Genomic DNA, 24,864 nt, shown 5'->3' with positions numbered 1-24,864 from the left:
ATCTCAATCAAACCTTGTTTAAACACACTTCCAATAGGCAAAATAAAAGATGCCCAATCAACTGATTGGGCATCTTTGTATCAATTACTTAAGCTTAAAGACGCTCTTCTAGCCAAGTACGCACAGATTTAAGCGCTTCTGGCAGTGCTGCAACGTCTGTACCGCCCGCTTGAGCCATATCTGGACGACCGCCGCCTTTACCGCCAACTTGCTCAGCAACCATCTTGACGAGATCACCCGCTTTTACTTTGCCGATTAGGTCTTTGGTTACACCAGCAATCAAGCCAACTTTACCGTCTGCTACGTTCGCGATCAGGATGATGCCGCTACCTACTTGGTTTTTAGCATTATCAACCATAGTACGTAGGTTCTTGTTGTCTGCGCCTTCAATTGCAGCAACCAAAACTTTAGTACCAGAGATGTCTTCTACTTTGCCCATGATGTTTGCGCTTTCTGCAGCAGCCATCTTTTCTTTAAGCAGTTGGATTTCTTTCTCTAGCGATTTCGCTTTCTTAGCTGACTCAGCCAGTTTCTCTTCGTAAGCGTTAGCTTGAGCTTCTACTGCATCTAGTGCAGCTTCACCTGTTACCGCTTCAATACGACGAATACCCGCAGCAATACCACCTTCAGAAGTGATCTTGAATAGGCCGATATCACCTGTGTTTGAAGCGTGGATACCACCACAAAGTTCAGTAGAGAAGTCGCCCATAGATAGAACGCGAACTTCATCATCGTACTTCTCGCCAAACAGTGCCATTGCACCTTTTTCTTTCGCTGACTCGATGTCCATGATGTTCGTTTCAATCACATGGTTCTTACGAACTTGTGCGTTAACTAGACGCTCTACTTCTTTAATCTGTGCTGGTGTTACCGCTTCAAGGTTAGAGAAGTCAAAACGTAGGTTGTCTGGCTTAACTAAAGAACCTTTCTGAGCAACGTGCTCACCTAGCACTTCGCGCAATGCAGAGTGAAGTAAGTGAGTGGCAGAGTGGTTTAGTGAGATAGCAGCTCGACGCTCAGCGTCAACCGTTGCTTCTACTTTATCGCCCTTAGCAAATACACCTTCAACTAGCTCACCGTGGTGCGCAAATGCGTTACCTAGCTTCTGAGTGTCTTGTACTTTGAAAAGACCCGACGCTGTTTTTAGTGTACCAGCATCACCACATTGACCGCCTGACTCAGCGTAGAATGGTGTCTCTTCAAGGATGATGATTGCTTTGTCGCCAGCCGATAGTGAAGCAACCTCTTCGCCGTCAACGAATAGCGCAGAGATTTCACCAGCACCTTCAGTTGCTGTGTAACCACAGAACTCAGTGTTGGTGTCTACTTTGATTGTCGCGTTGTAATCCGTGCCGAATTGGCCTGCTTCACGTGCACGCTTACGCTGTGCTTCCATCGCCTTCTCAAAGCCTTCTTCATCGATAGTAAAATCGCGTTCGCGAGCTACATCGTTAGTAAGGTCAGCTGGGAAGCCGTATGTATCGTAAAGTTTGAAAACTGTTTCGCCGTCAAGCTCTTTGCCTTCAAGTGCATCTAGTGCGTCATTAAGAATAACCATGCCGCGCTCTAGCGTACGACCAAAGTTCTCTTCCTCAATGCGAAGTACTTTTTCAACCAGCTCTTGCTGTTTCTTAAGTTCATCTGCCGCAGAGCCCATCACTTCAGCCAGTACGCCCACAAGTTTGTGGAAGAACACGCCTTGTGCGCCAAGCTTGTTACCGTGACGAACTGCACGACGGATGATACGACGTAGAACGTAGCCACGACCTTCGTTTGAAGGCATAACACCGTCAGCAATTAGGAATGAACAAGAACGGATGTGGTCAGCAATAACGCGTAGCGATTGGTTAGATAGATCGTCATGACCAACAACTTCCGCAGTCGCTTTGATTAGCTTTTGGAATACATCAATTTCGTAGTTAGAGTGAACGCCCTGCATGATTGCAGAAATACGCTCAATACCCATACCTGTATCTACAGCAGGCTTAGGTAGCGGTTCCATTGTGCCGTCAGCGTGACGGTTGAACTGCATGAATACGTTGTTCCAGATCTCGATGAAACGGTCACCATCTTCTTCAGGTGTACCAGGACGGCCGCCCCAGATGTGATCACCGTGATCGTAGAAGATTTCAGTACATGGACCACAAGGACCTGTGTCACCCATCGTCCAGAAGTTATCAGACTCGAACTGTTTACCGCCTTCTTTGTCGCCAATGCGAACGATACGGTCAGCAGGAACACCTACTTTCTTGTTCCAGATATCGAATGCTTCATCATCTGTCTCGTATACCGTTACCAGTAGACGATCTTTTGGCAGTTGAAGAGTTTCAGTCAGGAATTCCCAAGCAAATCCAATCGCTTCTTCTTTGAAGTAGTCGCCAAAGCTGAAGTTGCCTAGCATTTCGAAGAACGTGTGGTGACGAGCCGTGAAACCTACGTTTTCAAGGTCATTGTGTTTACCACCCGCACGTACACAACGCTGAGCCGTAGTTGCTCGAGTGTAGGCACGCTTTTCGGCGCCTAAGAAGCAATCTTTGAATTGGTTCATACCTGCGTTAGTGAATAGCAGGGTTGGATCGTTATGTGGAACTAACGATGAACTGTCTACGATTTGGTGTTCTTTGCTCTCAAAGAACTTAAGGAACGCGTTGCGAACCTCATCAGTGCTCATGTACATGCAGCTCTTCCTGAAAATAGTCGAGTTAGAATTTTGCCGTATTGTAGATCATGGTTAAGGCTTCGACTAGTTTTCTTGTAGAAAAGACACCCTTGGGCAGGATTTTAGTGGGAATTCGATAAAATGAAGAATATTCCACTATATCTTGCCGTGGAAAAGCAGAACTAAATTGACGACCTAGTACCGAAGAAACTCAGTCAACGAGAGAGATTTGACCAAAGACATGCTCGACGGAGCAGATCCAATAAAAAAGCCCCGCATAAAATATGCGAGGCTTTAAATTCTTTCAAAGCGGATGCTTCTTTCAAACATCCACTCTATAAAACGTGAGCTTATAGCTCTTCGTTTTCTTCTTCTTTCTCTACGTCTTTCTCTTCAAGAACAGCAGGAGTCAGTAGTAACTCACGAAGTTTAGTATCGATCTCTAGAGCAACTTCTGGGTTTTCACGTAGGTATTTACCAGCGTTAGCTTTACCTTGGCCGATCTTATCGCCTTTGTAGCTGTACCAAGCGCCTGCTTTTTCTACTAGCTTATTCTTAACACCTAAGTCGATAAGCTCACCTTCGCGGTTGAAGCCTTTACCGTAAAGGATTTGAGTCTCAGCTTGTTTGAATGGTGCAGCAATCTTGTTCTTAACGACCTTGATACGAGTTTCGTTACCAACAACTTCATCACCATCTTTAATCGCACCAGTACGGCGAATATCAAGACGAACAGATGCGTAGAACTTAAGTGCGTTACCACCTGTTGTTGTTTCTGGGTTACCGAACATCACACCAATTTTCATACGAATTTGGTTAATGAAGATAGCCATACAGTTAGACTGCTTAAGGTTACCCGTCAGCTTACGCATTGCTTGAGAAAGCATACGAGCCTGAAGACCCATGTGGCTGTCGCCCATTTCGCCTTCGATTTCTGCTTTTGGTGTTAGGGCTGCTACTGAGTCAATAACAAGAACGTCGATTGCACCTGAACGAGCCAGTGCATCACAGATTTCCAGCGCTTGCTCACCAGTATCTGGTTGAGAAACAAGAAGTGCATCGATATCAACACCAAGCTTTTGAGCGTAGATAGGGTCAAGTGCGTGCTCCGCATCAACGAATGCACACGTCTTTCCCACTTTCTGTGCTGCAGCAATAAGCTCAAGCGTTAGCGTTGTTTTACCTGATGATTCTGGACCGTAAACTTCTACGATACGTCCCATCGGTAGGCCACCAGCACCTAGTGCGATATCTAGAGATAGAGAACCTGTAGAAATAGTTTCTACGTCCATTGTGCGGTTATCACCAAGACGCATGATAGAACCTTTACCAAATTGCTTTTCAATCTGACCAAGGGCTGCGGCTAACGCTTTTTGTTTATTCTCGTCCATTTCTATCTCCACATAATCGGTTGTCTCAACAAGCGATCTAGAATCTATTTCTAACCCACATAGGGGTGACTAATTGGCTTTCATTATACTGTTGATTCATACAGTGTCTATACCTGTATGAAAATAATTTGTACAAATGTTACTTACCTTCCATTGATAGGTAATCATAAATAACTTGCAGGGCATGGTGCGTGGCTTGTTGGCGTACTTGTGATCTGTCGCCTGTAAATACATGCGTTTCTACTTTATCCCAGCCATTTAGCGCTTTCCACGCGAAGCATACTGTACCAACAGGCTTATCTTCGGTCGCGCCACCTGGGCCAGCGATGCCACTGATTGATACAGAGATCGTCCCGTTTGAATGTTGCAATGCCCCGCTCGCCATTTCTATTACGACAGGCTCACTCACGGCGCCGAACTCCATTAAGGTTTTAAGCTGTACACCGATCATCTCTTGTTTGGCTTCATTGCTGTACGTAACAAAAGCGCGATCAAACCATCCAGAGCTGCCCGCAATATCGGTGACTGCACTCGCGACACCTCCGCCAGTGCAAGATTCAGCCGTCACTAACACGTGTTTGTGTTTAGCGAGTAAATGTCCAAGCTGCTCACTAAGGTCTTGAGTCATCTGCATCATCTGCTTCCCTTTATTTACTGTCATATCATTTGGATTCGCATCTTTTCGCATCAGCCGCTTTTCGCACGAAACGCTTTCACGTATCCTAAGCCGCAATAGAAATAAACGAAAGAAGTTAACTGTGAAAGCCGATCAAAAACATACTCCCATGATGCAGCAGTATCTAAAACTGAAAGCAGAAAACCCAGAAATTCTGCTGTTCTACCGCATGGGCGATTTCTACGAGCTTTTCTACGATGACGCTAAAAAAGCCTCTCAACTCCTCGATATTTCACTGACTAAGCGTGGCTCATCAAATGGTGAACCGATTCCGATGGCAGGTGTTCCATACCATGCGGTTGAAGGATACCTTGCAAAGTTAGTGCAACTTGGTGAGTCCGTAGCAATTTGTGAACAGATTGGTAATCCAGCACTTTCAAAAGGCCCTGTTGAGCGCGCAGTAGTGCGTATCGTGACACCGGGTACCGTAACCGACGAAGCCTTGCTTTCTGAACGCGTTGATAACCTAATTGCAGCCATTTATCACCACAACGGTAAATTCGGTTATGCGACACTTGATATTACCTCTGGCCGATTCCAACTTTGCGAGCCAGAAACAGAAGAAGCGATGGCCGCTGAGCTACAAAGAACCTCTCCGCGTGAGCTGCTGTTCCCTGAAGATTTCGAACCCGTCGATTTAATGGCAAGCCGTAATGGCAACCGCCGCCGCCCTGTATGGGAATTTGAATTAGACACCGCTAAGCAGCAATTGAATAAGCAGTTTGGTACTCGCGATCTGGTTGGCTTTGGCGTAGAAAGCGCGAAACTGGGTCTATGTGCGGCTGGTTGTTTGATCCAATACGTGAAAGATACCCAACGTACTGCCCTCCCTCATATCCGTTCACTCACGATGGATAAACAAGATCACTCGGTGATCCTTGATGCTGCAACTCGTCGTAATTTGGAGATCACGCAAAATCTTGGGGGTGGTACTGATAACACCCTTGCCGAAGTACTTGATCACACTGCGACAGCAATGGGTAGCCGTATGCTTAAGCGTTGGTTACATCAACCAATGCGCAATATATCTGCACTCGATCAGCGCTTAGATGCAATTGGTGAAATGAAAGATTTGGCTCTATTCACAGAACTACAGCCAACCTTAAAACAGATTGGTGATATCGAACGTATTCTCGCTCGATTAGCACTTCGCTCTGCTCGCCCTCGCGATATGGCGCGTCTTCGCCAAGCAATGGAATATTTGCCAGAGCTTGCTGAAACACTGACGCAACTGAAGCACCCATACCTAACTCAACTTGCTCAATATGCTTCTCCTGTGGATGAGGTTTCTGAGCTGCTTGAACGTGCAATCAAAGAGAACCCACCGGTGGTTATCCGTGACGGTGGTGTGATTGCAGAAGGCTACAATGCCGAGTTAGACGAATGGCGCGACCTTGCAGCTGGCGCAACTGAATTTCTTGATAAGCTTGAGCAAGAAGAGCGTGAACGTCATGGCATCGACACGCTAAAAGTTGGCTACAACAACGTACATGGTTTCTTCATTCAAGTAAGCCGTGGGCAAAGCCATCTTGTGCCGCCACACTATGTTCGTCGTCAAACGCTGAAAAATGCTGAGCGTTACATCATTCCTGAGCTAAAAGAGCACGAAGACAAAGTACTTAACTCTAAGTCGAAAGCACTCGCTATCGAGAAACAGCTGTGGGAAGAGTTGTTTGACTTACTACTGCCGTATCTAGAGCGCCTACAAAATATCGCCTCTTCAGTATCTCAGCTTGATGTTCTACAGAACTTGGCTGAGCGTGCAGATACCCTTGATTACTGTCGTCCAACCATGACAGAGTCTGCTGGCGTACAAATTCAGGCCGGTCGTCACCCTGTTGTTGAACAAGTGATGGACGAACCTTTCATTGCTAACCCTATCGACCTGAATGATCAACGTAAGATGCTGATCATCACGGGTCCCAACATGGGTGGTAAATCGACCTACATGCGCCAAACGGCACTCATCGCATTGATGGCTCATATCGGTTGTTATGTTCCTGCAGAAAGCGCAACCATCGGCTCTATCGACCGTATCTTTACGCGTATTGGCGCATCCGATGATTTGGCTTCTGGCCGTTCAACCTTCATGGTTGAGATGACAGAAACCGCAAATATCCTGCACAATGCAACACCAAACAGCCTTGTGCTAATGGATGAAATCGGTCGTGGTACCAGTACTTACGATGGCCTGTCTCTGGCTTGGGCAAGTGCAGAGTGGCTAGCCAATCAAATCAATGCGATGACACTGTTTGCAACGCACTACTTTGAGCTAACTGAACTACCTAACCAACTTCCAACTTTAGCAAACGTACACTTAGATGCGGTTGAGCATGGTGATAGCATTGCCTTTATGCACGCAGTTCAAGAAGGTGCTGCAAGTAAATCTTATGGTCTAGCGGTTGCAGGTTTAGCTGGCGTACCGAAAGCAGTGATCAAGAATGCTCGTGCGAAGCTGACTCAGTTAGAAGCGTTAAGTATGGAGTCGCCAACATCGAAGCCAAGCGGTGTCGATATCGCAAACCAACTGAGCCTGATCCCAGAACCGAGTGAAGTAGAGCAAGCGCTAGCGAATGTTGATCCTGATGATCTAACTCCTCGCCAAGCATTAGAAGAACTTTACCGCTTGAAGAAGCTGCTTTAGTTTCTTACCAAGTAGCTTGTTATGGCCGTACTGCTATTTTGATTAGACGGCATGAAATACCAAAGCCACAAACAAAAAAACGCTGACTTAAAGTCAGCGTTTTTATTTGTCTTCTATTTAGAGAAGCATCATCCGTTCAATTAGTCGTTTTCTACGTTGAACAGGTTTTCCATATTCAGACCTTGCTTGATAAGAATCTCACGTAGACGGCGAAGACCTTCAACTTGGATTTGACGAACACGTTCACGAGTCAGGCTGATTTCGCGGCCCACTTCTTCTAATGTTGACGGTTCATAACCCAGTAGTCCAAAGCGACGCGCAAGCACCTCTTTCTGCTTAGGATTCAGCTCATCAAGCCAGAAAATCAACGAGTTCTTGATATCGCTATCTTGAGTTGAAACCTCAGGATCTGAATTATTGATGTCTGGAATAATATCCAACAGCGCTTTCTCACCGTCACCACCAATTGGCGTATCAACAGAGCTCACTCTTTCGTTTAGACGAAGCATCTTGCTCACATCACCAACCGGCTTATCTAGCTTAGAAGCAATTTCTTCTGCCGTTGGTTCATGGTCAAGCTTTTGTGATAGCTCTCTTGCAGTACGTAGGTAGATGTTCAGCTCTTTCACAACATGGATTGGCAAACGGATAGTGCGAGTCTGATTCATTAACGCACGTTCAATGGTTTGACGAATCCACCATGTCGCGTAAGTTGAGAAGCGGAAGCCACGCTCTGGATCAAACTTCTCTACGGCGCGAATCAAACCTAGGTTGCCTTCTTCGATTAGATCGAGAAGTGCAAGGCCGCGGTTGCTATAACGACGTGAAATTTTTACCACTAAACGCAGGTTACTTTCGATCATGCGTTTACGTGCTGCTTCATCACCGCGTAGAGCTCGACGTGCATATAGCACTTCTTCTTCAGCGGTTAGTAGTGGTGAGAAACCAATTTCGCCTAAGTAGAGTTGAGTGGCATCTAAACTTTTAGACGTAACTTCAACTTCTTCTTTCGCTTCGGTTTTCTTAGTGACTGTTCGTTTTGCTTTTCCAAGAGCTTCCGGTTCCGTGGTTGCTTGGTCAAGATCGAACTCTTCTTTGGTTACTGCATTGCTTATACTCATAACGCCTCCCCCTGGCGAAATTAGCATGACATTACAACTTCATATGTCGCTAAATGACTATGTCACTCCATACAATACGTAATTTTTGCATATTGTATTTAAGGTAAATATCGTTTTGGATTAACGGACTTACCTTGGTAACGAATCTCAAAGTGCAGCCTAACACTGCTGGCTCCAGAGCTTCCCATTGTTGCAATCTTCTGCCCTGGTTTCACACTTTGCCCTTCAGATACTAATAGTCGGTCGTTGTGCGCGTATGCACTTAAGTAATTATCATTGTGCTTCACAATCACTAGATTGCCGTAGCCTCGTAGTGCATTACCCGAATAAACAACCGTTCCCCCTGCAGTAGATACTATTGGCTGACCTCGCTGTCCTGCTATGTCTATGCCTTTATTTCCTTGTTCGCCTACAGAGAAACTCTTGATTACTCTCCCTTTAGTTGGCCATAACCATTTGGATACTTTATCACTTGTTGGTTTGGTGGGCGGTGTAACATTCTGTTTACCTTTAGAACCAACATACTCCTTTGATTTGGATTGTTCAACCTTCTTTGGTGGATCTTTTTTCACCACTTTGGTGGTAGTTTGAGCTGGAGCCGGTTTAGAGTTTTTGCTCTTTTGTGGTGTGGTTTTCGGTTTACTTGCCGCAGATGACGTTGTGGATGCGGCGACAGGCGCAGCAACTGCTGCTGCCGCTACCGTTGACTTACCATACGCTGGCGCGTTGTAGCTAGGACGCCATAACTTAAGCTTCTGCCCTGGGTGGATAGTGTAAGGAGCAGACAACTTGTTATAACCGATGAGGTCTTTAACGTCTTTATTGGTGACATAAGCAATGAAGTAAAGGGTGTCGCCTTTTTTAACTTCATAGTAACTGCCACGATAACTACCACGATCAATCGATGAGTAATTCTTGTTTAGGTTTGAAACGGGCGCAGGCGAATTCGCTGCACACCCAACAAGGGCACAGCTAAGCAGTAAAGTACTTCCTTTAAACAACTTCGAACGCATCGACTCTCTATCCACCTACACCATTAATCTTGTTATTAAGCTAGTTCACCAGGAACAAGAGGTACAAATCTCACCATTTCGATAACACTCGACAAAAATTCATCGCCGTGACGAACGATCTTCAACAGTTGTTGTTCATCATCCCCAACAGGAATCAGTAAACGACCACCATCTTTCAGCTGTTGCAGAAGCGCTTGAGGAATCGACTCTGCAGCAGCGGTAACAATAATCGCATCAAAAGGCGCCTTTGAAGACCACCCTTGCCAACCATCACCATGCTTAGTTGAAATATTGTAGAAATCGAGTTGCTTCAACCTACGCTTAGCATCCCATTGTAGCGACTTTATTCTTTCAACCGAATAGACATGATCAACAAGCTGAGCCAATACTGCGGTTTGGTAACCAGAACCCGTTCCAATCTCCAAAACGCGGCTATCTTGTTGTAACTCAAGTAACTCTGTCATTTTAGCAACAATATATGGTTGCGAGATGGTTTGCCCCTGTCCGATCGGCAGCGCATTATTATCATAAGCTTGATGGTACATCGCCTGTGATAAAAAGCTCTCTCTCGGCAGTTGGTAAATCGCATCAAGAACCTTTTGGTCTCGGATACCATTTTCAATCAGAAAAGTAACTAAGCGCTCGGCTTGTGGATTGCTCACTTACTTCTCCCCTAACCATGTTGTCATCGCACCTAACGACTCGTGCGCCGTCAGATCAACTTGTAACGGTGTTACCGATACAAAGCCATGTTCGATTGCGTAAAAATCGGTACCTTCGCCAGCATCTTGCTCTTTACCCGGAGGACCAAGCCAATAGATTTCATGACCACGAGGGTCTTTTTGCTTAATCATATCTTCGGCATGGTGACGAGCACCGAGGCGCGTAACTTGAGTACCAGAGAGTTGTTCTAAAGCCAAATCAGGCACATTGACGTTTAACAGGCGATTAGTTGGGATTGGGTTGACTAAATGTTGTTCGACGATACGACGAGCAATCGCTGCCGCTGTCTTAAAATGTTTTTTACCCACCAATGAAAATGCCACCGATTGAACGCCTAAGAAATGCCCTTCCATTGCTGCAGCCACCGTGCCTGAATAAAGCACATCGTCACCAAGGTTAGCACCGTGATTAATACCCGTTAAAACCAGATCGGGCATATCGTTCTTGAGCAGTTCATTTAACGCAAAATGCACACAGTCGGTCGGCGTGCCTTGTACCGAGTAGGTATTTTCTGCAATTTCTTGAACGCGCAAAGGTTGTTCTAAAGTTAATGAATTTGAAGCACCTGAGCGATTTCGGTCAGGTGCCACAATGATAACTTCAGCAAGATCACGTAATTCATTTGCTAGCTCATGAATACCTTGAGCGTGCACACCATCATCATTGCTGAGTAAAATCTTCATCTTGTATCCTTTCTTTTGTTCCTATGCTAAGCCAAGTCACTTAAATTCCAATATCAAGTGACTCAGCTCCAAGCAGAATCGTTATTGCTCGTAGGTTCTCTCTACGTGTACTTCTTCAACCAACTCTCGAACGATAGCGGTTGCGAAACAACCTGCGTCTAGAGAGAACTTAAGAGTGACATTATCTTCGTTCACTTCCCAAGTTAAATCGGTTGGTTTTAACGATGCTTCACGACGGTCATGGCGCATGCGGTTACCGCGAATCAGCGCCATTAGGTCAGGTTCAGAATCAAGATGTTTTTGCTCTAACGCTTGAGACTCATCAATCGTTGGTAAGGCATTATCGCCAGCCAAAGCAACAGTTATCAAAGCAGAACCGTTCGCAATGTCTTGGTTTACAGCTTCAATGTTGTCTGCTGTTACTGCCAGTTGAGCGCCGTCTTTCATGACAATATCGCCAACCAATGCCGATGCAAACGCATCTTGCTCAATACGGTCCGACAGGATCAGGTTGTAAATCCACGAGCGAGCCGCAGAAAGGTACAAGCTGCGCTTATTCTGGTTACGAGTACGAACGTTATCACGGCCCCAACGACGAGCTTCAGATAAGTTGTTACCTTCATTACCAAAACGCTGAGCACCGAAGTAATTTGGCACACCGACTTGAGCGACTTTTTCCAAACGTTTTACGACATCATCACAGTCTGTTACTTCAGACAAAGTCAGCTCGAATTGGTTGCCAACTAAATCACCCGGACGTAACTTTTTGTTGTGTCTTGCTGTCGCCAAGATCTCAATGCTTGGGTACTGTGCTAAGAACCCTGAAAAGTCAGGCTCACCTTTTGGTAGGTGTACACTCAACCACTGCTCTGTCACAGCGTGGCGGTCTTTCAAACCCGCCCAGCTCACGTCTTTCGACTTAACACCGCAAGCTTTAGCCAGCTCATTGGCCACGAAGCTCGTGTTCTCACCCGTTTTACGGATGCGAACCATGAGATGCTCGCCTTCGCCGGTAAATTCAAAACCCAAGTCTTCATTAACGACAAAGTGTTCGGCTTTTGCTTTTAGTTTTGCTTTCGCAGTTGGTTTACCGTTTAGATAAGCCAATGAAGATAAAATATCTGACATGCTGTTCTTTTCGTGTTGGTGCTTACGCACTTTTGGTAATTAGGACCACCGCTTCACATGCGATGCCCTCTTTGCGACCTGTAAAACCTAAACGCTCTGTGGTCGTCGCTTTTACATTCACATTACTGATGCTGGTTTCTAAGTCTTGTGCAATAGCTTGGCACATAGAGTCTATATGAGGCGCCATTTTTGGTGCTTGCGCCATGATAGTAATATCGGCATTACCAATCACGTAGCCTTGCTCTTTTACTCGACGATAAACATCTTTCAATAGCTCTCGACTGTCTGCACCTTTCCACTCATCATCAGTGTCTGGGAAATGACGTCCAATATCACCCGCAGCAATCGCACCTAATAGAGCGTCACATAACGCATGTAGGGCAACATCACCGTCTGAGTGTGCAATAAGACCTTGTTCATAAGGGACGCTCACGCCACCAATAATTACCGGGCCTTCACCACCAAACTTATGTACATCAAAGCCATGGCCAATACGAATCATCATTATTCCTTATTCTGACTTAAATAGAACTCAGCGAGCGCTAAATCTTCTGGCTGAGTAATCTTAAAATTATCTGAACGCCCAGCGATTAATGCGGGCGATAAACCTTTCCACTCAAAGGCTGAAGCTTCATCGGTAATTGAAACACCTTGTTGAAGCGCCTCACTTAATGTATTCCAGAGAGGTTCTGCTCTAAACATTTGCGGCGTCAGTGCGTGCCATAGATCAGCTCGTTCAACGGTATGCTCAATCTGCCCTTGGGCACCTCGCTTCATCGTGTCACGAACGGGCGCGGCCAAAATAGCCCCGACATCGTGGTTCATCGCGCCTGAAATCAACTTATCGATGTCACCCAACTGGACACAAGGTCTTGCAGCATCGTGCACCATTACCCACTCACCGAGCTGTTGCTCTGCAATGTAATCTAAAGCAGAGAGTACGGAGTCCGCTCGCTCGCTTCCGCCTGACACTCTGATCACTTGCGGGTTCAGGTTGAGTGCTAGATCAGGGTAGTATGGGTCATCATCGCTGATCGCAACGACAATTTGAGCGACTTGTGGGTGAGACAGTAATTTCTCAATGGTGTGCTCTAAAATTGTTTTGTCGTGAATCTTGAGATATTGCTTAGGGCGGTCTGCCTTCATTCGGCTACCGACGCCCGCCGCAGGTACAACGGCAATCACACTTTGAAGTTGAGTCGACATTAATGGGATTCCTCACCAATGATGCGATAAAACGTTTCACCTTCTTTGACCATTCCAAGTTCATGACGTGCGCGTTCTTCTATCGCGTCTAAGCCTTGGCGTAGATCGTCAATTTCAGCAAACATTTCTGCATTTCGAATATGCAGCTTTTCATTTACTTGCTGTTGAACTTGGATTTCGTTGTTCACACCGTAGTAATCAGAGATACCATTTTTACCGAGCCACAGTGTGTGTTGTAGCCAGCCAAACACTATGAGCAGTACTAAAGCAAAAATTCGCATAACACCTTTCGCCGGTTGAAAAAGAAGGAACTAGAATAAGGCACATATATACCATAATGAGCTTATTGGTGCGAGATATGTGGTGTCAGGGAATCAATAAGTCGGGGAGTCATTGTCAGGAAAACAATGAGATTCCCTACTCCTTCCTTCGTCAGTCTAGGGAATGACGAACTTTATATGTGACAAGGAGGAGCTTTAGAGCCTAGAGCTTCTTTCATTCAGTTTTCTACAGACAAAAAAATGCCCCGCATAAGCGAGGCATTCAAAAGTATTAGTGCATAATTCTAACTAGTTGGTGCTGTAGCAAGGCAACAAAGAAGATTCAGCTATGGAGCATAGTTTCCTATGTGACTTAGTGAATCTTCTGCAGTTAACGCAGCTACAGTGCCAAATAGGACGAATTATTGACCTTTAACTTCTTTAAGACCGTTGTAAGGAGCTTTAGAACCTAGAGCTTCTTCGATACGGATAAGTTGGTTGTACTTAGCAACACGGTCAGAACGGCTCATAGAACCAGTTTTGATTTGACCTGCAGCTGTACCTACCGCTAGATCAGCGATAGTTGCATCTTCAGTTTCGCCAGAACGGTGAGAGATTACTGCAGTGTAGCCAGCGTCTTTAGCCATCTTGATAGCAGCTAGAGTCTCTGTTAGAGAACCGATTTGGTTGAACTTGATAAGGATAGAGTTAGCTACGCCTTTCTCGATACCTTCAGCAAGAATCTTAGTGTTTGTAACGAACAGATCGTCACCAACGATTTGAAGTTTGTTGCCTAGAAGTTCAGTTTGGTGCTTGAAGCCATCCCAATCTGACTCGTCAAGACCGTCTTCAATAGAAACGATTGGGAAGTTGTTCGCTAGCTCAGCTAGGTAGTGGTTGAACTCTTCAGAAGTGAAAGTTTTACCTTCGCCCTTCATGTTGTAGATACCAGCTTCTTTGTCGAAGAACTCAGATGCTGCACAGTCCATAGCAAGAGTAACGTCTTTACCTAGTTCGTAACCAGCAGCTGCAACAGCTTCTGCGATAACTTCTAGAGCTTCAGCGTTAGACTTAAGGTTAGGAGCGAAACCACCTTCATCACCAACTGCAGTGCTGTAGCCTTTAGACTTAAGAACTTTAGCTAGGTTGTGGAATACTTCAGCGCCGATACGTAGACCTTCTTTAAGAGTTTTAGCGCCAACTGGTTGGATCATGAACTCTTGGATGTCAACGTTGTTATCTGCGTGCTCACCACCGTTGATGATGTTCATCATTGGTAGAGGCATAGAGAACTGACCAGCAGTACCGTTTAGCTCAGCGATGTGCTCGTATAGAGGCATGCCTTTCGCAGCAGCAGCAGCTTTTGCGTTAGCTAGAGATACAGCTAGGATAGCGTTCGCGCCGAACTTAGACTTGTTATCAGTACCGTCTAGGTCAAGCATGATTTGGTCAACGTCAGCTTGTGCTTTAGCGTCAGTACCAACTAGAGCTTCAGCGATTGGGCCGTTTACAGCTTCAATAGCTTTAAGAACACCTTTACCTAGGAAACGTGATTTGTCGCCGTCACGTAGCTCAAGAGCTTCGCGAGAACCAGTAGATGCGCCAGATGGAGCAGCAGCCATACCTACGAAACCGCCTTCTAGGTGTACTTCAGCTTCTACAGTTGGGTTACCACGTGAATCGATGATTTCACGACCTAGAACTTTAACGATCTTAGACATTGAATGTTTCCTTCTCGTTGAATATATAAATGTCAAATTTAAAGGTAGCAGCACAACTTACGCAGCTACCTGTATTCCTTTTTACTTCTCTAACTCGCCGCGCTGGAACTCACCAGCCGCTTTAACGAAACCTGCAAACAATGGGTGACCATCGCGAGGTGTTGAAGTGAACTCTGGGTGGAATTGAGCAGCAACGAACCATGGGTGGTTCGGGTTCTCAATAACTTCAACCAGTTTCTTGTCCGCAGATAGACCCGATACTTTTAGGCCCGCTTTTTCGATTTGTGGACGAAGATTGTTGTTCACTTCGTAACGGTGACGGTGACGTTCATGGATCGTCGCGCTACCGTATAATTCGTAAGCTTTCGTCCCTTTCGCTAGGTGACAAAGCTGTGAACCAAGACGCATTGTGCCGCCAAGGTCAGATGTTTCTGTACGCTCTTCAACTTTACCTTCGCCATCAGTCCACTCAGTGATAAGACCAACAACTGGGTACTTAGTTTCAGTACAGAATTCAGAAGAGTGTGCCCCTTCCATTTTCGCAACGTTACGAGCGTACTCGATAAGTGCTACTTGCATACCTAGACAGATACCTAAGTACGGTACTTTGTTTTCACGAGCGTATTGAGCAGCAAGAATCTTACCTTCAACACCACGGTCACCAAAGCCACCAGGAACTAGGATTGCATCTAGGCCTTCTAAAACTTCTACGCCACGAGACTCAACGTCTTGTGAATCTACGTATTTAATATTAACGCTTAGGCGATTTTTCAAGCCCGCGTGTTTTAGCGCTTCATTTACTGATTTGTATGCGTCTGGTAGTTCAATGTACTTACCAACCATACCAATCGTCACTTCACCCGTTGGGTTAGCTTCTTCGTAAATTACTTGTTCCCATTCAGACAGGTCTGCTTCTGGAGCTGTGATGCCGAAACGCTTACATACAAGTTCATCAGTACCTTGAGCTTTAATAAGCTGAGGGATCTTGTAGATAGAGTCAACATCGCGCATAGAAATAACTGCATTTTCTTGCACATTACAGAACAGAGCAATTTTCTTACGCTCGTTCGAAGGAATGTTGCGGTCTGAACGACAAACTAGGATGTCTGGCTGAATACCAATAGACAGTAGCTCTTTTACAGAGTGTTGCGTTGGCTTAGTTTTCACTTCGCCCGCAGCTGCTAGGTATGGCACTAGAGTAAGGTGCATGAACATTGCGCGTTCACGGCCTAGTTCTACTGCTAGCTGACGAATCGCTTCCATGAATGGTAGAGATTCGATATCACCAACCGTACCACCAACTTCAACGATCGCGATATCGTGGCCAGCTGCGCCAGAAATTACACGCTCTTTGATAGAGTTAGTGATGTGTGGGATAACCTGAATAGTTGCACCTAGGTAATCACCGCGACGCTCTTTTGCTAGTACGTCTGAGTAAACACGACCTGCAGTGAAGTTGTTACGCTTAGTCATCTTGGTGCGAATGAATCGCTCATAGTGACCAAGGTCAAGGTCTGTTTCAGCGCCATCTTCCGTAACGAACACTTCACCGTGCTGAGTCGGGCTCATAGTGCCTGGATCAACGTTGATGTAAGGGTCAAGCTTCATCATGGTCACTTTAAGACCACGAGCTTCTAAAATAGCTGCAAGAGATGCTGCAGCAATACCTTTACCTAGAGAGGATACAACCCCGCCAGTAACAAAAATGTAATTTGTCGTCATGTTTAACCTGAAATTGGTTGAATGAGGGAAATGGACTACTTCTGGACGGGATGAAAATATACCAGAAGCCCCTTATCGCCACAACGTGAAATCTATCACACTGCTATTTTTTATTTTTTGCTTCAAATCAATTCATGATAAAAGCTTTGGTTATCTTTTCTCCGCCACTTTGACTTCATCCCACATGGAATCAAGCTGTTGTAGTGAAAAGTCAGTCAAATTTTTATCTTGCTGACGAACTTTTTGTTCCACCCCTTTAAAGCGACGCGAAAACTTGAGATTGGCTTTATTGAGTGCCGATTCTGGGTTTTTACCTAAATGTCGTACCAAATTGACCGTCGCAAACAGCAAGTCTCCCAACTCTTCTTCAACCAAATCTTCATTTGGCGTCACTTGAAGTGCCTCTTCCAGCACCTCATCGACTTCCTCTAAAACCTTATTAGCCACTGGGCCAATAGAGTCCCAATCAAAGCCATATTTCGCTACCTGTTTTTGAATCTTTGTAGCACGTGAAAGCGCAGGTAGAGAGTTTGGTATTGAGTCTAGAATACTTTCTTGAGTTTTGCCTGCCTGAGCTTTTTCTTTGGCTTTTTCAGCTTCCCAGTTGGCATTAATTTCTTCATCGCTCGCAAACTCGGTATCAGAAAACACATGCGGATGGCGGCGTGTTAGCTTTTCGTTAATGCCATCAACCACATCAGAGAACTCAAACAACCCCTGTTCTTTCGCTAACTGGCTATAGAAGATCACCTGAAACAACAAGTCACCCAACTCTTCTTGTAGGTTCGGCCAATCTTTGTTGTGAATCGCATCCACCACTTCGTACGTCTCTTCGATAGTATGCGGGACAATTGTTTCAAAATTTTGTTTTAAATCCCAAGGACAGCCACCTTCTGGATCGCGCAGCTTAGTCATAATTTGTTCTAGTTGTTCAATCGGGTGGCTCATGGTGCTTTCCTATTATTCTGTTTGATTGTTTTAATCTAATTCTTTTCTTAAAACTAAAAAAGGTGAGCAGCCAAAACCACTCACCTTTCTATTTTTCGTCATCTCCAAGAGTGAAGTATGAGCGAGTTGGGGATCTCAAACCGCTTGGCGAGATTCCCTATCACGTTCGTCCCTCACTGTAGGGAATGACATAAATGACACAAAAGGATCATCCAAGTCTCTTAACGCTCATTACATCTTTGATCTGCTCGACTCGACTTGTCACTCGGCTCAGAATCTCAATATTGGTCACTTCCAAATCGAAATCCATTACCGATAGCTGACGCTTGTAGTCGATGCGGCTCTTCATTGTCGTCACACTGATCTTCTCGTTCGAGAACAGTGAGGTGATGTCTTTCAACAAGCCATTACGTTCTAGCGCTTCAACACGCAGCGTTAGGATGTATGAGCCGACAAAGCCATTACCCCAAACGGTATCAATGATACGTTCTGGCGCATGCACGCTTAGCTCGCCTAGCTGTTCACAGTCAGCGCGGTGCACTGAGATACCACGACCTTGAGTGATGTAACCTTTAATCACATCACCTGGGATTGGCTGACAGCAACGCGCTAGGTGCGTCATTAGGTTATCAACGCCCTCAACCACTACCGCATCTTTCTTCGGACGACTCTGTTGTGCCGGCTTGTTTTCCGACTCAAGCAGTTTCTCTAGCGCTTTCTTGTCTTCTTCTTCCGCCGTTGGCTTATTCACTAGCGCATTGATGTGATTAACCACTTGGTTAATACGCAAGTCGCCACTACCAATACCTGCATAGAGTTCGTCTGGCGTATTCACGTTAAAGCGTTTTAGTGCGTATTGATCAGCATCTTTTAGGGTTGCGCCTACTTTCGCTAGCTCAACTTCCAGGATATCACGACCCGCTTCTAGGTTTTTCTCACGGCTTTGTGCGCGGAACCAAGCGTTGATTTTCGCTCGAGCTCGACCAGAATGAACAAAACCTGTGGTTGGATTTAACCAGTCACGAGATGGGTTCGGCTCTTTCTGCGTGATGATCTCAACTTGATCGCCCATCGATAGTTTATGAGTGAACGGTACGATACGCCCCGCTACTTTGGCACCGATACAGCGGTGTCCGACCATCGAGTGGATGTGGTAGGCGAAATCCAACGGGGTTGCGCCCATTGGTAAGTCGACCACGTCACCACGTGGAGTAAATGCGTATACACGGTCATCGAAGACTTGGCTACGTACCTCATCCAGCATCTCGCCAGAGTCCGACATCTCTTCTTGCCAGTCGATAAGTTTACGCAACCAAGTGATTTTCTCATCGTAGCCACTACGGCCGCTTGAAGCTCCTTCTTTGTACTTCCAGTGCGCCGCCACACCAAGCTCAGAGTCTTCGTGCATTTGCTTAGTACGGATCTGAATCTCAATGGTCTTGCCTTCAGGGCCAAGTACTACGGTATGAATCGACTGGTAACCATTTGGCTTAGGGTTCGCCACATAGTCATCAAATTCGCTCGGGAGGTGCTTGTATTTAGTGTGTACCACCCCAAGGCCGGCGTAACAGTCTTGCAGTTGGTCAGCGATAATACGTACTGCTCTTACGTCAAAAAGCTCATCGAAGGCTAAGCCTTTCTTCTGCATTTTGCGCCAGATACTGTAGATGTGTTTTGGTCGGCCACTCACTTCAGCATTGATGTTTGAACGCTGCATTTCTGCGGTTAAATCATCAACGAAATCTGTGATGTATTGTTCACGAACGATACGACGCTCAGACAGCTGTTTTGCAATCTGCTTGTAGGTATCTGGTTGTTGGTAGCGGAATGCGTAATCTTCGATTTCCCACTTAAGTTGGCCGATACCTAAACGGTTTGCCAGTGGGGCATAGATGTTAGAACACTCTTTTGCGGCCGCGCGACGCACAGCATCAGGCGCTTTTTTTACCTCGATAAGGTTACAGATTCGTTCAGCGAGTTTGATGACTACGCAGCGGAAATCATCGACCATAGCCAGTAGCATGCGTCGAACGTTATCAACTTGACCCGAGGCAGCACTGCCTTCAAGGGTCACGTTTAACTGGCCTAAGGCCGCCATTTCTTCAACGCCATCGATCAACTTTACGGTTTCTTTACCGTAGCTTTCTTCAAACGCTTCGCGCTCAAAAACGCCGCTTGAGACGACGGGGAAAAGTTGTGCAGCAATTAAAGTGGCACGGTCCATGGACAAGGTGACCAAGATTTCGATCATCTCACGGCCACGCCAAAGCAAGAGCGATGCTTGCTCGTGATCTTTTAAAAGTTCTTCACAGTGACGATAAACTTTAATCAGTTTATTCGAGGTTTTTGCGTCTTGATTCAATGACGCAATCCAACTTTCTAGCTCAAACTGTTCGCTTGGGTTTAAATGTGCGCTTCGTACCGCAACCATCATGCCTTCCTAGTTATTATGTTTTATACCCAATTCAATATGACTAACTGGTTCCAAGTTAGTTCGACCATATTGATATCAGCGCAGGCTTCCCTGCGCCTTTGTGATTCATTTGAAGCCTTGTTTAAGGGCCTCTAAGCCTTGATAAAGAGAGCCATAGATTCTAGATGACTGGTGTGTGGGAACATGTCCAACATACCCAGTTTGGCTAATTGATAGCCTTGTTTTTCTAAGCTCTCAGAATCTCTAGCTAGAGTAGCAGGATTACACGAAACATAAACCACACGCTTCGCTCCTAACGCTGAAATTTGATCAACGATCCCACTCGCTCCCGCACGTGCCGGGTCAAGCAATACTTTATCGAATTTCTCTTTTGCCCAAGGCTGTGAAGATAAGTCTTCTTCAAGGTTAGCTTGGTAAAATTCTGTATTGCTTAACTGGTTTAACGCTGCATTAGATGCGGCTTGCTGAACCATTTCATCAACGCCTTCTACACCAACCACAAACGCCGATTGTTGCGCGATAGGCAGACTAAAGTTACCGAGACCACAAAACAGGTCTAGCACTCGCTCATCCGCTTGAGGCTCTAGCCACTCAATCGCTTGAGCCACCATCTGCTGATTCACTTTCTGGTTTACTTGGATAAAGTGGTTTGGCTCAAACGGTAACGTCACGCCAGTTTCGCTGTAAGAAGGTGTATCGCCGACTAAGCGAACCAACTTATCGGTTTCAGGCATCGAATACAGCGTAGCGCCTTCTTCTTTTGCTAACGCAATCAGCGCTTGCTCATCTTTTTCAACCAGAAGTTTAAGGTGACGTAGCACCATAACAGGGCCAGTATCGCCCAACACCAATTCAACGTGTCCTAAAGACGTAAGGCTGTTGAAAGTGTTCAGTAAATTTTTCAGTTTTGGCAGCAACACATTAAGGCGAGGATCAAGCACGGCACAGTCGGTGATGTTTTCAATCTGCTTACTCTGCTTCTTACGGAAACCGAATTGAAGCTGTTGTGTCTTCTTATCAACAAATAGGCTGATACGTGCGCGACGTCGATAACCGGTTTCATCACCGACAATAGGTTGTGCAACTTCAGTGTTCGCCGTTTGGTATTGGCTCATCAGGTGCGTCAGAGATTGCGATTTATGCTCAACCTGAGAAGAGTAACCTAGGTGTTGAAGGTGACAGCCACCACACTGATTAAAGTGCTTACAAAACGGCTTTAAACGCTGCTCGCTCGGCTTCAATAACTTGATGAGTTTAGCTCGCGAAAACTTACTTTTGCTCTCAGTAAGTTGAATAACCACCTGCTCACCGGGCAATGCGCCATCAATGAAAACCGGTTTATTCTTTTGATAAGCGATGCCAGCGCCATTGTGATCCATTCGTTCAACCAAAACCGATTGATGCTTGGTCTCGAGTTGAGTTTTCTTTTTTGGTTGGAAAAAACGTGCCATTGCTTGTGCCTAATGTATCTTTTAATAAGTAATTGGTATCCAGGACTCACTATTATGTCTTGGAATCATTGTCGAACGTCACGGCTTTGATTAAGCTTACCGTTCACTTAACCGCCATTGTGTGCGTTATTTTCCCATATCCAGACCTCGATGTAATTAAAGAACATGACCAGATATGGCTTAAGAGCCCGTGTAATTACCTTAACTCTAGCTCCAACCCTGATTATTGGGTTGCTATTGAGTGCATTTTTCTCATTTAACCGCTATCAAGACCTTGAAGGTCAAGTGGTTAACACTGGTACTAGCATCATTGAGCCACTTGCGATTGCGAGTGAATCAGGCATGAAGCTCGAAAGTCGAGAGTCTGTTCGTCAGCTTATTAGCTATGCGCATCGAAAGAATTCTAAGCTAGTGCGCAGTATCGCGGTGTTTGATGAGCGTCATGAGTTGTTTGTAACCTCAAACTTCCACCCCGATTTTGAAAGCCTGACCTACCCCAAAGATAAACCGATCCCGCATTTAAGCTCATCGAACCTTCTCGATAATACGCTGATTCTGCGGACACCTATCATCGCCGAAGGCCAGTACATCAATTCAGCCAACGGTCAGTCTCAAGCTAATCAAGCGATCGGCTACATTGCGATTGAATTAGATCTTTCATCACTTCGATTGCAGCAATATCAAGAAGTGTTCTCTGCATTCTTAGTGTTGATTCTCGGGCTTGGTTTATCGGGCGTGTTTGCGTTCCGCTTAATGCACGATGTCACTCAACCGATCACACACATGAAAAACATGGTCGACCGAATTCGTCGAGGTCACCTAGATGTGCGTATCGAAGGTAAGATGCATGGTGAGCTAGACTCGCTGAAAAACGGTATCAATGCGATGGCGGTATCGCTATCAGAGTATCACGTCGAGATGCAGCACAGTATCGACCAGGCCACATCAGATTTGCGTGAAACTCTTGAACAGCTAGAGATTCAAAACGTTGAGTTAGACATCGCGAAGAAACGCGCTCAAGAAGCGGCTCGTGTTAAGTCTGAGTTCTTAGCGAATATGTCTCACGAATTGAGAACGCCGCTGAACGGTGTGATTGGCTTTACTCGTCAAATGCTCAAGACTCACCTATCGAACAGTCAAACCGATTACCTACAAACCATTGAACGCTCGGCAAACAACCTGCTTAGCATCATCAACGATATCTTGGACTTCTCGAAACTTGAAGCCGGTAAATTAGCCCTAGAGAACATCCCATTTGAATTCCAAGCCAGCCTTGAAGAGGTAGTAAACCTTCAAGCAACCAACGCTCATGAGAAAGGCCTAGAACTGACACTGAAGATCGACCCTAAAGTACCGCCAGGTGTGGTGGGCGATCCACTGCGTATTCAGCAGATCCTAACCAACCTTGTTGGTAACTCAATCAAGTTTACCGAACGCGGCAACATTGATATCAGCGTTGAGCTTCGCTCACAAAGTGAAGACAACATCGAGCTGCAATTCATGGTTCGCGATACGGGTATTGGTATTTCTGAGCGTCAACAAGCTCAGCTTTTCCAAGCTTTCAGCCAAGCCGATGCAAGTATCTCTCGTCGTTACGGCGGTACAGGCTTAGGTCTGGTTATCACCCAAAAACTGGTCAGCCAAATGGGCGGAGAGATCAGCCTAACCAGTCGTCTTCACCAAGGCTCTACCTTCTGGTTCACCTTGAGACTATCAACGACTGATATGCCGATGACAGAGCTGATTGAGACGCAGTGTCTGCAAGACAAACAACTGCTGCTTATCGAGCCAAACATGCAAGCGGCATCGATTACTCAGCAAATCCTAACCCAAGAAGGCTTAGTGGTAACGTATCGTTCGGTGATGCCAGATGAGACGACCTCGTATGACTACGTTCTGCTTAACCTAGCCGCCAACCAAGAGTATCAATTTGATACTGTGAGTGGTTGGGCGATCGGTGCGAAGAAGATTGCTCAAAACGTGATTATTGGTACACCAAGTACCGAGCTAGCGTTGGGTGAGCAACTAATGAAAGAGGTCGATGTTCAGTGCATCACCAAGCCTCTTTCTCGTAAGAAGTTGCTGCAAACTCTGGTATCGAATCAGGCACCTACCTTGATTGCACCAGCGATTGAAACGCATTCTGAAGAGAAGTTACCGCTTACTGTGATGGCAGTAGACGACAACCCAGCCAACCTTAAGTTGATTACCGCGCTGCTTAAAGAGCGTGTAGAAACCGTCATCAGTTGTACCAGTGGTCAGCAGGCGATAGACAAAGCGACAGAGACGCCATTTGATATCATCTTCATGGATATTCAAATGCCACAGATGGACGGTGTAACCGCTTGTCAGAACATCAAAAAACTGGCGAACAATGCGAATACACCTGTAATTGCCGTGACCGCACATGCAATGATTGGCGAACGAGATCGACTGCTTGAAGCGGGCATGGATGACTACCTAACCAAACCGATTGAAGAGCATGTTTTACAGCAGGTTCTGATTCATTGGAGCTCGACCTCTGAGGTTGAGCTCATCGAAAAAATAGATCCAGACCACCCAGCGGTCTCCGCTGAAGTCGACAACGGTCCAGTGTCAGAAACTGAAGCCAGCGTACACACAAACATCATCATTGATTGGCAAGCTGCGATGAAACAAGCCGCCAATAAAGAAGACCTCGCACGCGATATGCTGCAAATGCTCGTCGACTTTATTCCAGAGGTGTATGAGGCAGCAGACAAAGCGATAGAAGACAGTGACTATCCAGTTGAAGAGCTGATACACATCATTCACAAGATGCATGGCAGCAGCTCGTACAGCGGCGTACCAAGGCTAAAATCGGTATGTGCGACAATAGAGAAAGAGCTGCGTTCAGGTACTTCTGTTGAAGACATTGAACCTGAGCTTTTCGAGCTTCAGGATGAATTAGATAAGGTTCAAGCAACCGCGATTCACTACTTGAAACAGGCGAAGGCCTAGCGGGTACTTGTTACTCACTAGTATTCTTTAGAGGGTTTACCCGCCAATAAAAAAGCAGAGCTCATGAGCTCTGCTTTTTTCTGTCTAGAGCCAAGAGCACTAGAT

At 45.8% G+C, this 24,864-nt stretch carries 18 protein-coding genes; 2 read left to right on the top strand and 16 right to left on the bottom strand.

Features of this window, described 5'->3' with window-relative positions; translation table 11 throughout:
- Positions 1-94 precede the first annotated feature (94 nt).
- The 3 genes from alaS to pncC all read right to left on the bottom strand — a co-directional run bounded on the left by alaS (position 95) and on the right by pncC (position 4,684).
- Positions 95-2,677: an alanine--tRNA ligase gene (gene alaS / locus AB4249_RS13010; RefSeq protein ID WP_102333129.1), complete on the bottom strand. Its 2,583-nt coding sequence runs from the start codon at positions 2,675-2,677 to the stop codon at positions 95-97.
- Between the two features lie 332 nt (positions 2,678-3,009).
- Positions 3,010-4,050 (bottom strand): recombinase RecA, encoded by a 1,041-nt coding sequence (recA, locus tag AB4249_RS13005; protein WP_017056586.1) that lies wholly within the window; start codon positions 4,048-4,050, stop codon positions 3,010-3,012.
- Positions 4,051-4,189: 139 nt separating this feature from the next.
- Positions 4,190-4,684 (bottom strand): nicotinamide-nucleotide amidase, encoded by a 495-nt coding sequence (gene pncC / locus AB4249_RS13000; RefSeq protein ID WP_029235458.1) that lies wholly within the window; start codon positions 4,682-4,684, stop codon positions 4,190-4,192.
- A gap of 124 nt (positions 4,685-4,808) precedes the next feature.
- On the opposite strand from pncC, the gene mutS reads away from it, so the two are divergent.
- Positions 4,809-7,370 carry a DNA mismatch repair protein MutS gene (gene mutS / locus AB4249_RS12995; protein WP_017059026.1) on the top strand — a complete coding sequence of 854 codons (2,562 nt, stop codon included), beginning with the start codon at positions 4,809-4,811 and terminating at the stop codon, positions 7,368-7,370.
- Between the two features lie 140 nt (positions 7,371-7,510).
- Here the strand turns inward: mutS and rpoS are convergent, their stop codons facing one another.
- From rpoS to rlmD, 13 genes are all read right to left on the bottom strand, one after another.
- The gene (gene rpoS, locus AB4249_RS12990) at positions 7,511-8,491 is read right to left on the bottom strand and encodes an RNA polymerase sigma factor RpoS (protein WP_017059027.1); all 981 of its coding nucleotides are present in this window, start codon (positions 8,489-8,491) and stop codon (positions 7,511-7,513) included.
- 98 nt (positions 8,492-8,589) lie between these two features.
- Positions 8,590-9,504 carry a murein hydrolase activator NlpD gene (gene nlpD / locus AB4249_RS12985; RefSeq protein ID WP_372103523.1) on the bottom strand — a complete coding sequence of 305 codons (915 nt, stop codon included), beginning with the start codon at positions 9,502-9,504 and terminating at the stop codon, positions 8,590-8,592.
- Between the two features lie 35 nt (positions 9,505-9,539).
- The gene (locus AB4249_RS12980) at positions 9,540-10,166 is read right to left on the bottom strand and encodes a protein-L-isoaspartate(D-aspartate) O-methyltransferase (RefSeq protein ID WP_017633213.1); all 627 of its coding nucleotides are present in this window, start codon (positions 10,164-10,166) and stop codon (positions 9,540-9,542) included.
- Positions 10,167-10,910 (bottom strand): 5'/3'-nucleotidase SurE, encoded by a 744-nt coding sequence (gene surE / locus AB4249_RS12975; protein WP_372103520.1) that lies wholly within the window; start codon positions 10,908-10,910, stop codon positions 10,167-10,169. It lies immediately after the preceding gene.
- A gap of 81 nt (positions 10,911-10,991) precedes the next feature.
- Positions 10,992-12,038 (bottom strand): tRNA pseudouridine(13) synthase TruD, encoded by a 1,047-nt coding sequence (gene truD / locus AB4249_RS12970; RefSeq protein ID WP_102394113.1) that lies wholly within the window; start codon positions 12,036-12,038, stop codon positions 10,992-10,994.
- Positions 12,039-12,060: 22 nt separating this feature from the next.
- Positions 12,061-12,540 carry a 2-C-methyl-D-erythritol 2,4-cyclodiphosphate synthase gene (gene ispF, locus AB4249_RS12965; RefSeq protein ID WP_017067356.1) on the bottom strand — a complete coding sequence of 160 codons (480 nt, stop codon included), beginning with the start codon at positions 12,538-12,540 and terminating at the stop codon, positions 12,061-12,063.
- Between the two features lie 2 nt (positions 12,541-12,542).
- Positions 12,543-13,244, bottom strand: a complete 702-nt coding sequence (ispD, locus tag AB4249_RS12960; RefSeq protein WP_372103518.1) for a 2-C-methyl-D-erythritol 4-phosphate cytidylyltransferase — start codon at positions 13,242-13,244, stop codon at positions 12,543-12,545.
- Entirely contained in the window at positions 13,244-13,525 is a 282-nt protein-coding gene (gene ftsB / locus AB4249_RS12955; RefSeq protein WP_010435786.1) for a cell division protein FtsB, read from the bottom strand. The genes ispD and ftsB overlap by 1 nt, the downstream gene beginning before the upstream one ends.
- 401 nt (positions 13,526-13,926) lie before the next feature.
- Positions 13,927-15,225 (bottom strand): phosphopyruvate hydratase, encoded by a 1,299-nt coding sequence (eno, locus tag AB4249_RS12950; protein ID WP_017063215.1) that lies wholly within the window; start codon positions 15,223-15,225, stop codon positions 13,927-13,929.
- 81 nt (positions 15,226-15,306) lie between these two features.
- Positions 15,307-16,947, bottom strand: a complete 1,641-nt coding sequence (locus AB4249_RS12945) for a CTP synthase (RefSeq protein ID WP_017063214.1) — start codon at positions 16,945-16,947, stop codon at positions 15,307-15,309.
- A 150-nt stretch (positions 16,948-17,097) separates the two neighbouring features.
- Entirely contained in the window at positions 17,098-17,895 is a 798-nt protein-coding gene (gene mazG / locus AB4249_RS12940; RefSeq protein ID WP_137001308.1) for a nucleoside triphosphate pyrophosphohydrolase, read from the bottom strand.
- Between the two features lie 208 nt (positions 17,896-18,103).
- Positions 18,104-20,326, bottom strand: coding sequence for a GTP diphosphokinase (gene relA, locus AB4249_RS12935; protein ID WP_017059036.1), 2,223 nt, complete (start codon positions 20,324-20,326; stop codon positions 18,104-18,106).
- A gap of 134 nt (positions 20,327-20,460) precedes the next feature.
- Positions 20,461-21,780: a 23S rRNA (uracil(1939)-C(5))-methyltransferase RlmD gene (gene rlmD / locus AB4249_RS12930; RefSeq protein ID WP_372103515.1), complete on the bottom strand. Its 1,320-nt coding sequence runs from the start codon at positions 21,778-21,780 to the stop codon at positions 20,461-20,463.
- 165 nt (positions 21,781-21,945) lie between these two features.
- Between rlmD and barA the strand changes: the two genes are divergently transcribed.
- A complete protein-coding gene (barA, locus tag AB4249_RS12925) occupies positions 21,946-24,759 on the top strand; it encodes a two-component sensor histidine kinase BarA (RefSeq protein WP_372103511.1) in 2,814 nt (937 codons plus the stop codon).
- The last annotated feature ends 105 nt before the right edge of the window (positions 24,760-24,864 follow it).

It is taken from the genome of Vibrio sp. 10N.261.55.F4 (assembly GCF_041470465.1).
Lineage (GTDB): Bacteria > Pseudomonadota > Gammaproteobacteria > Enterobacterales > Vibrionaceae > Vibrio > Vibrio crassostreae_C.
The sequence above is the reverse complement of the archived record's forward strand: the minus strand, read 5'-3'. Positions and strand labels throughout refer to the sequence as shown.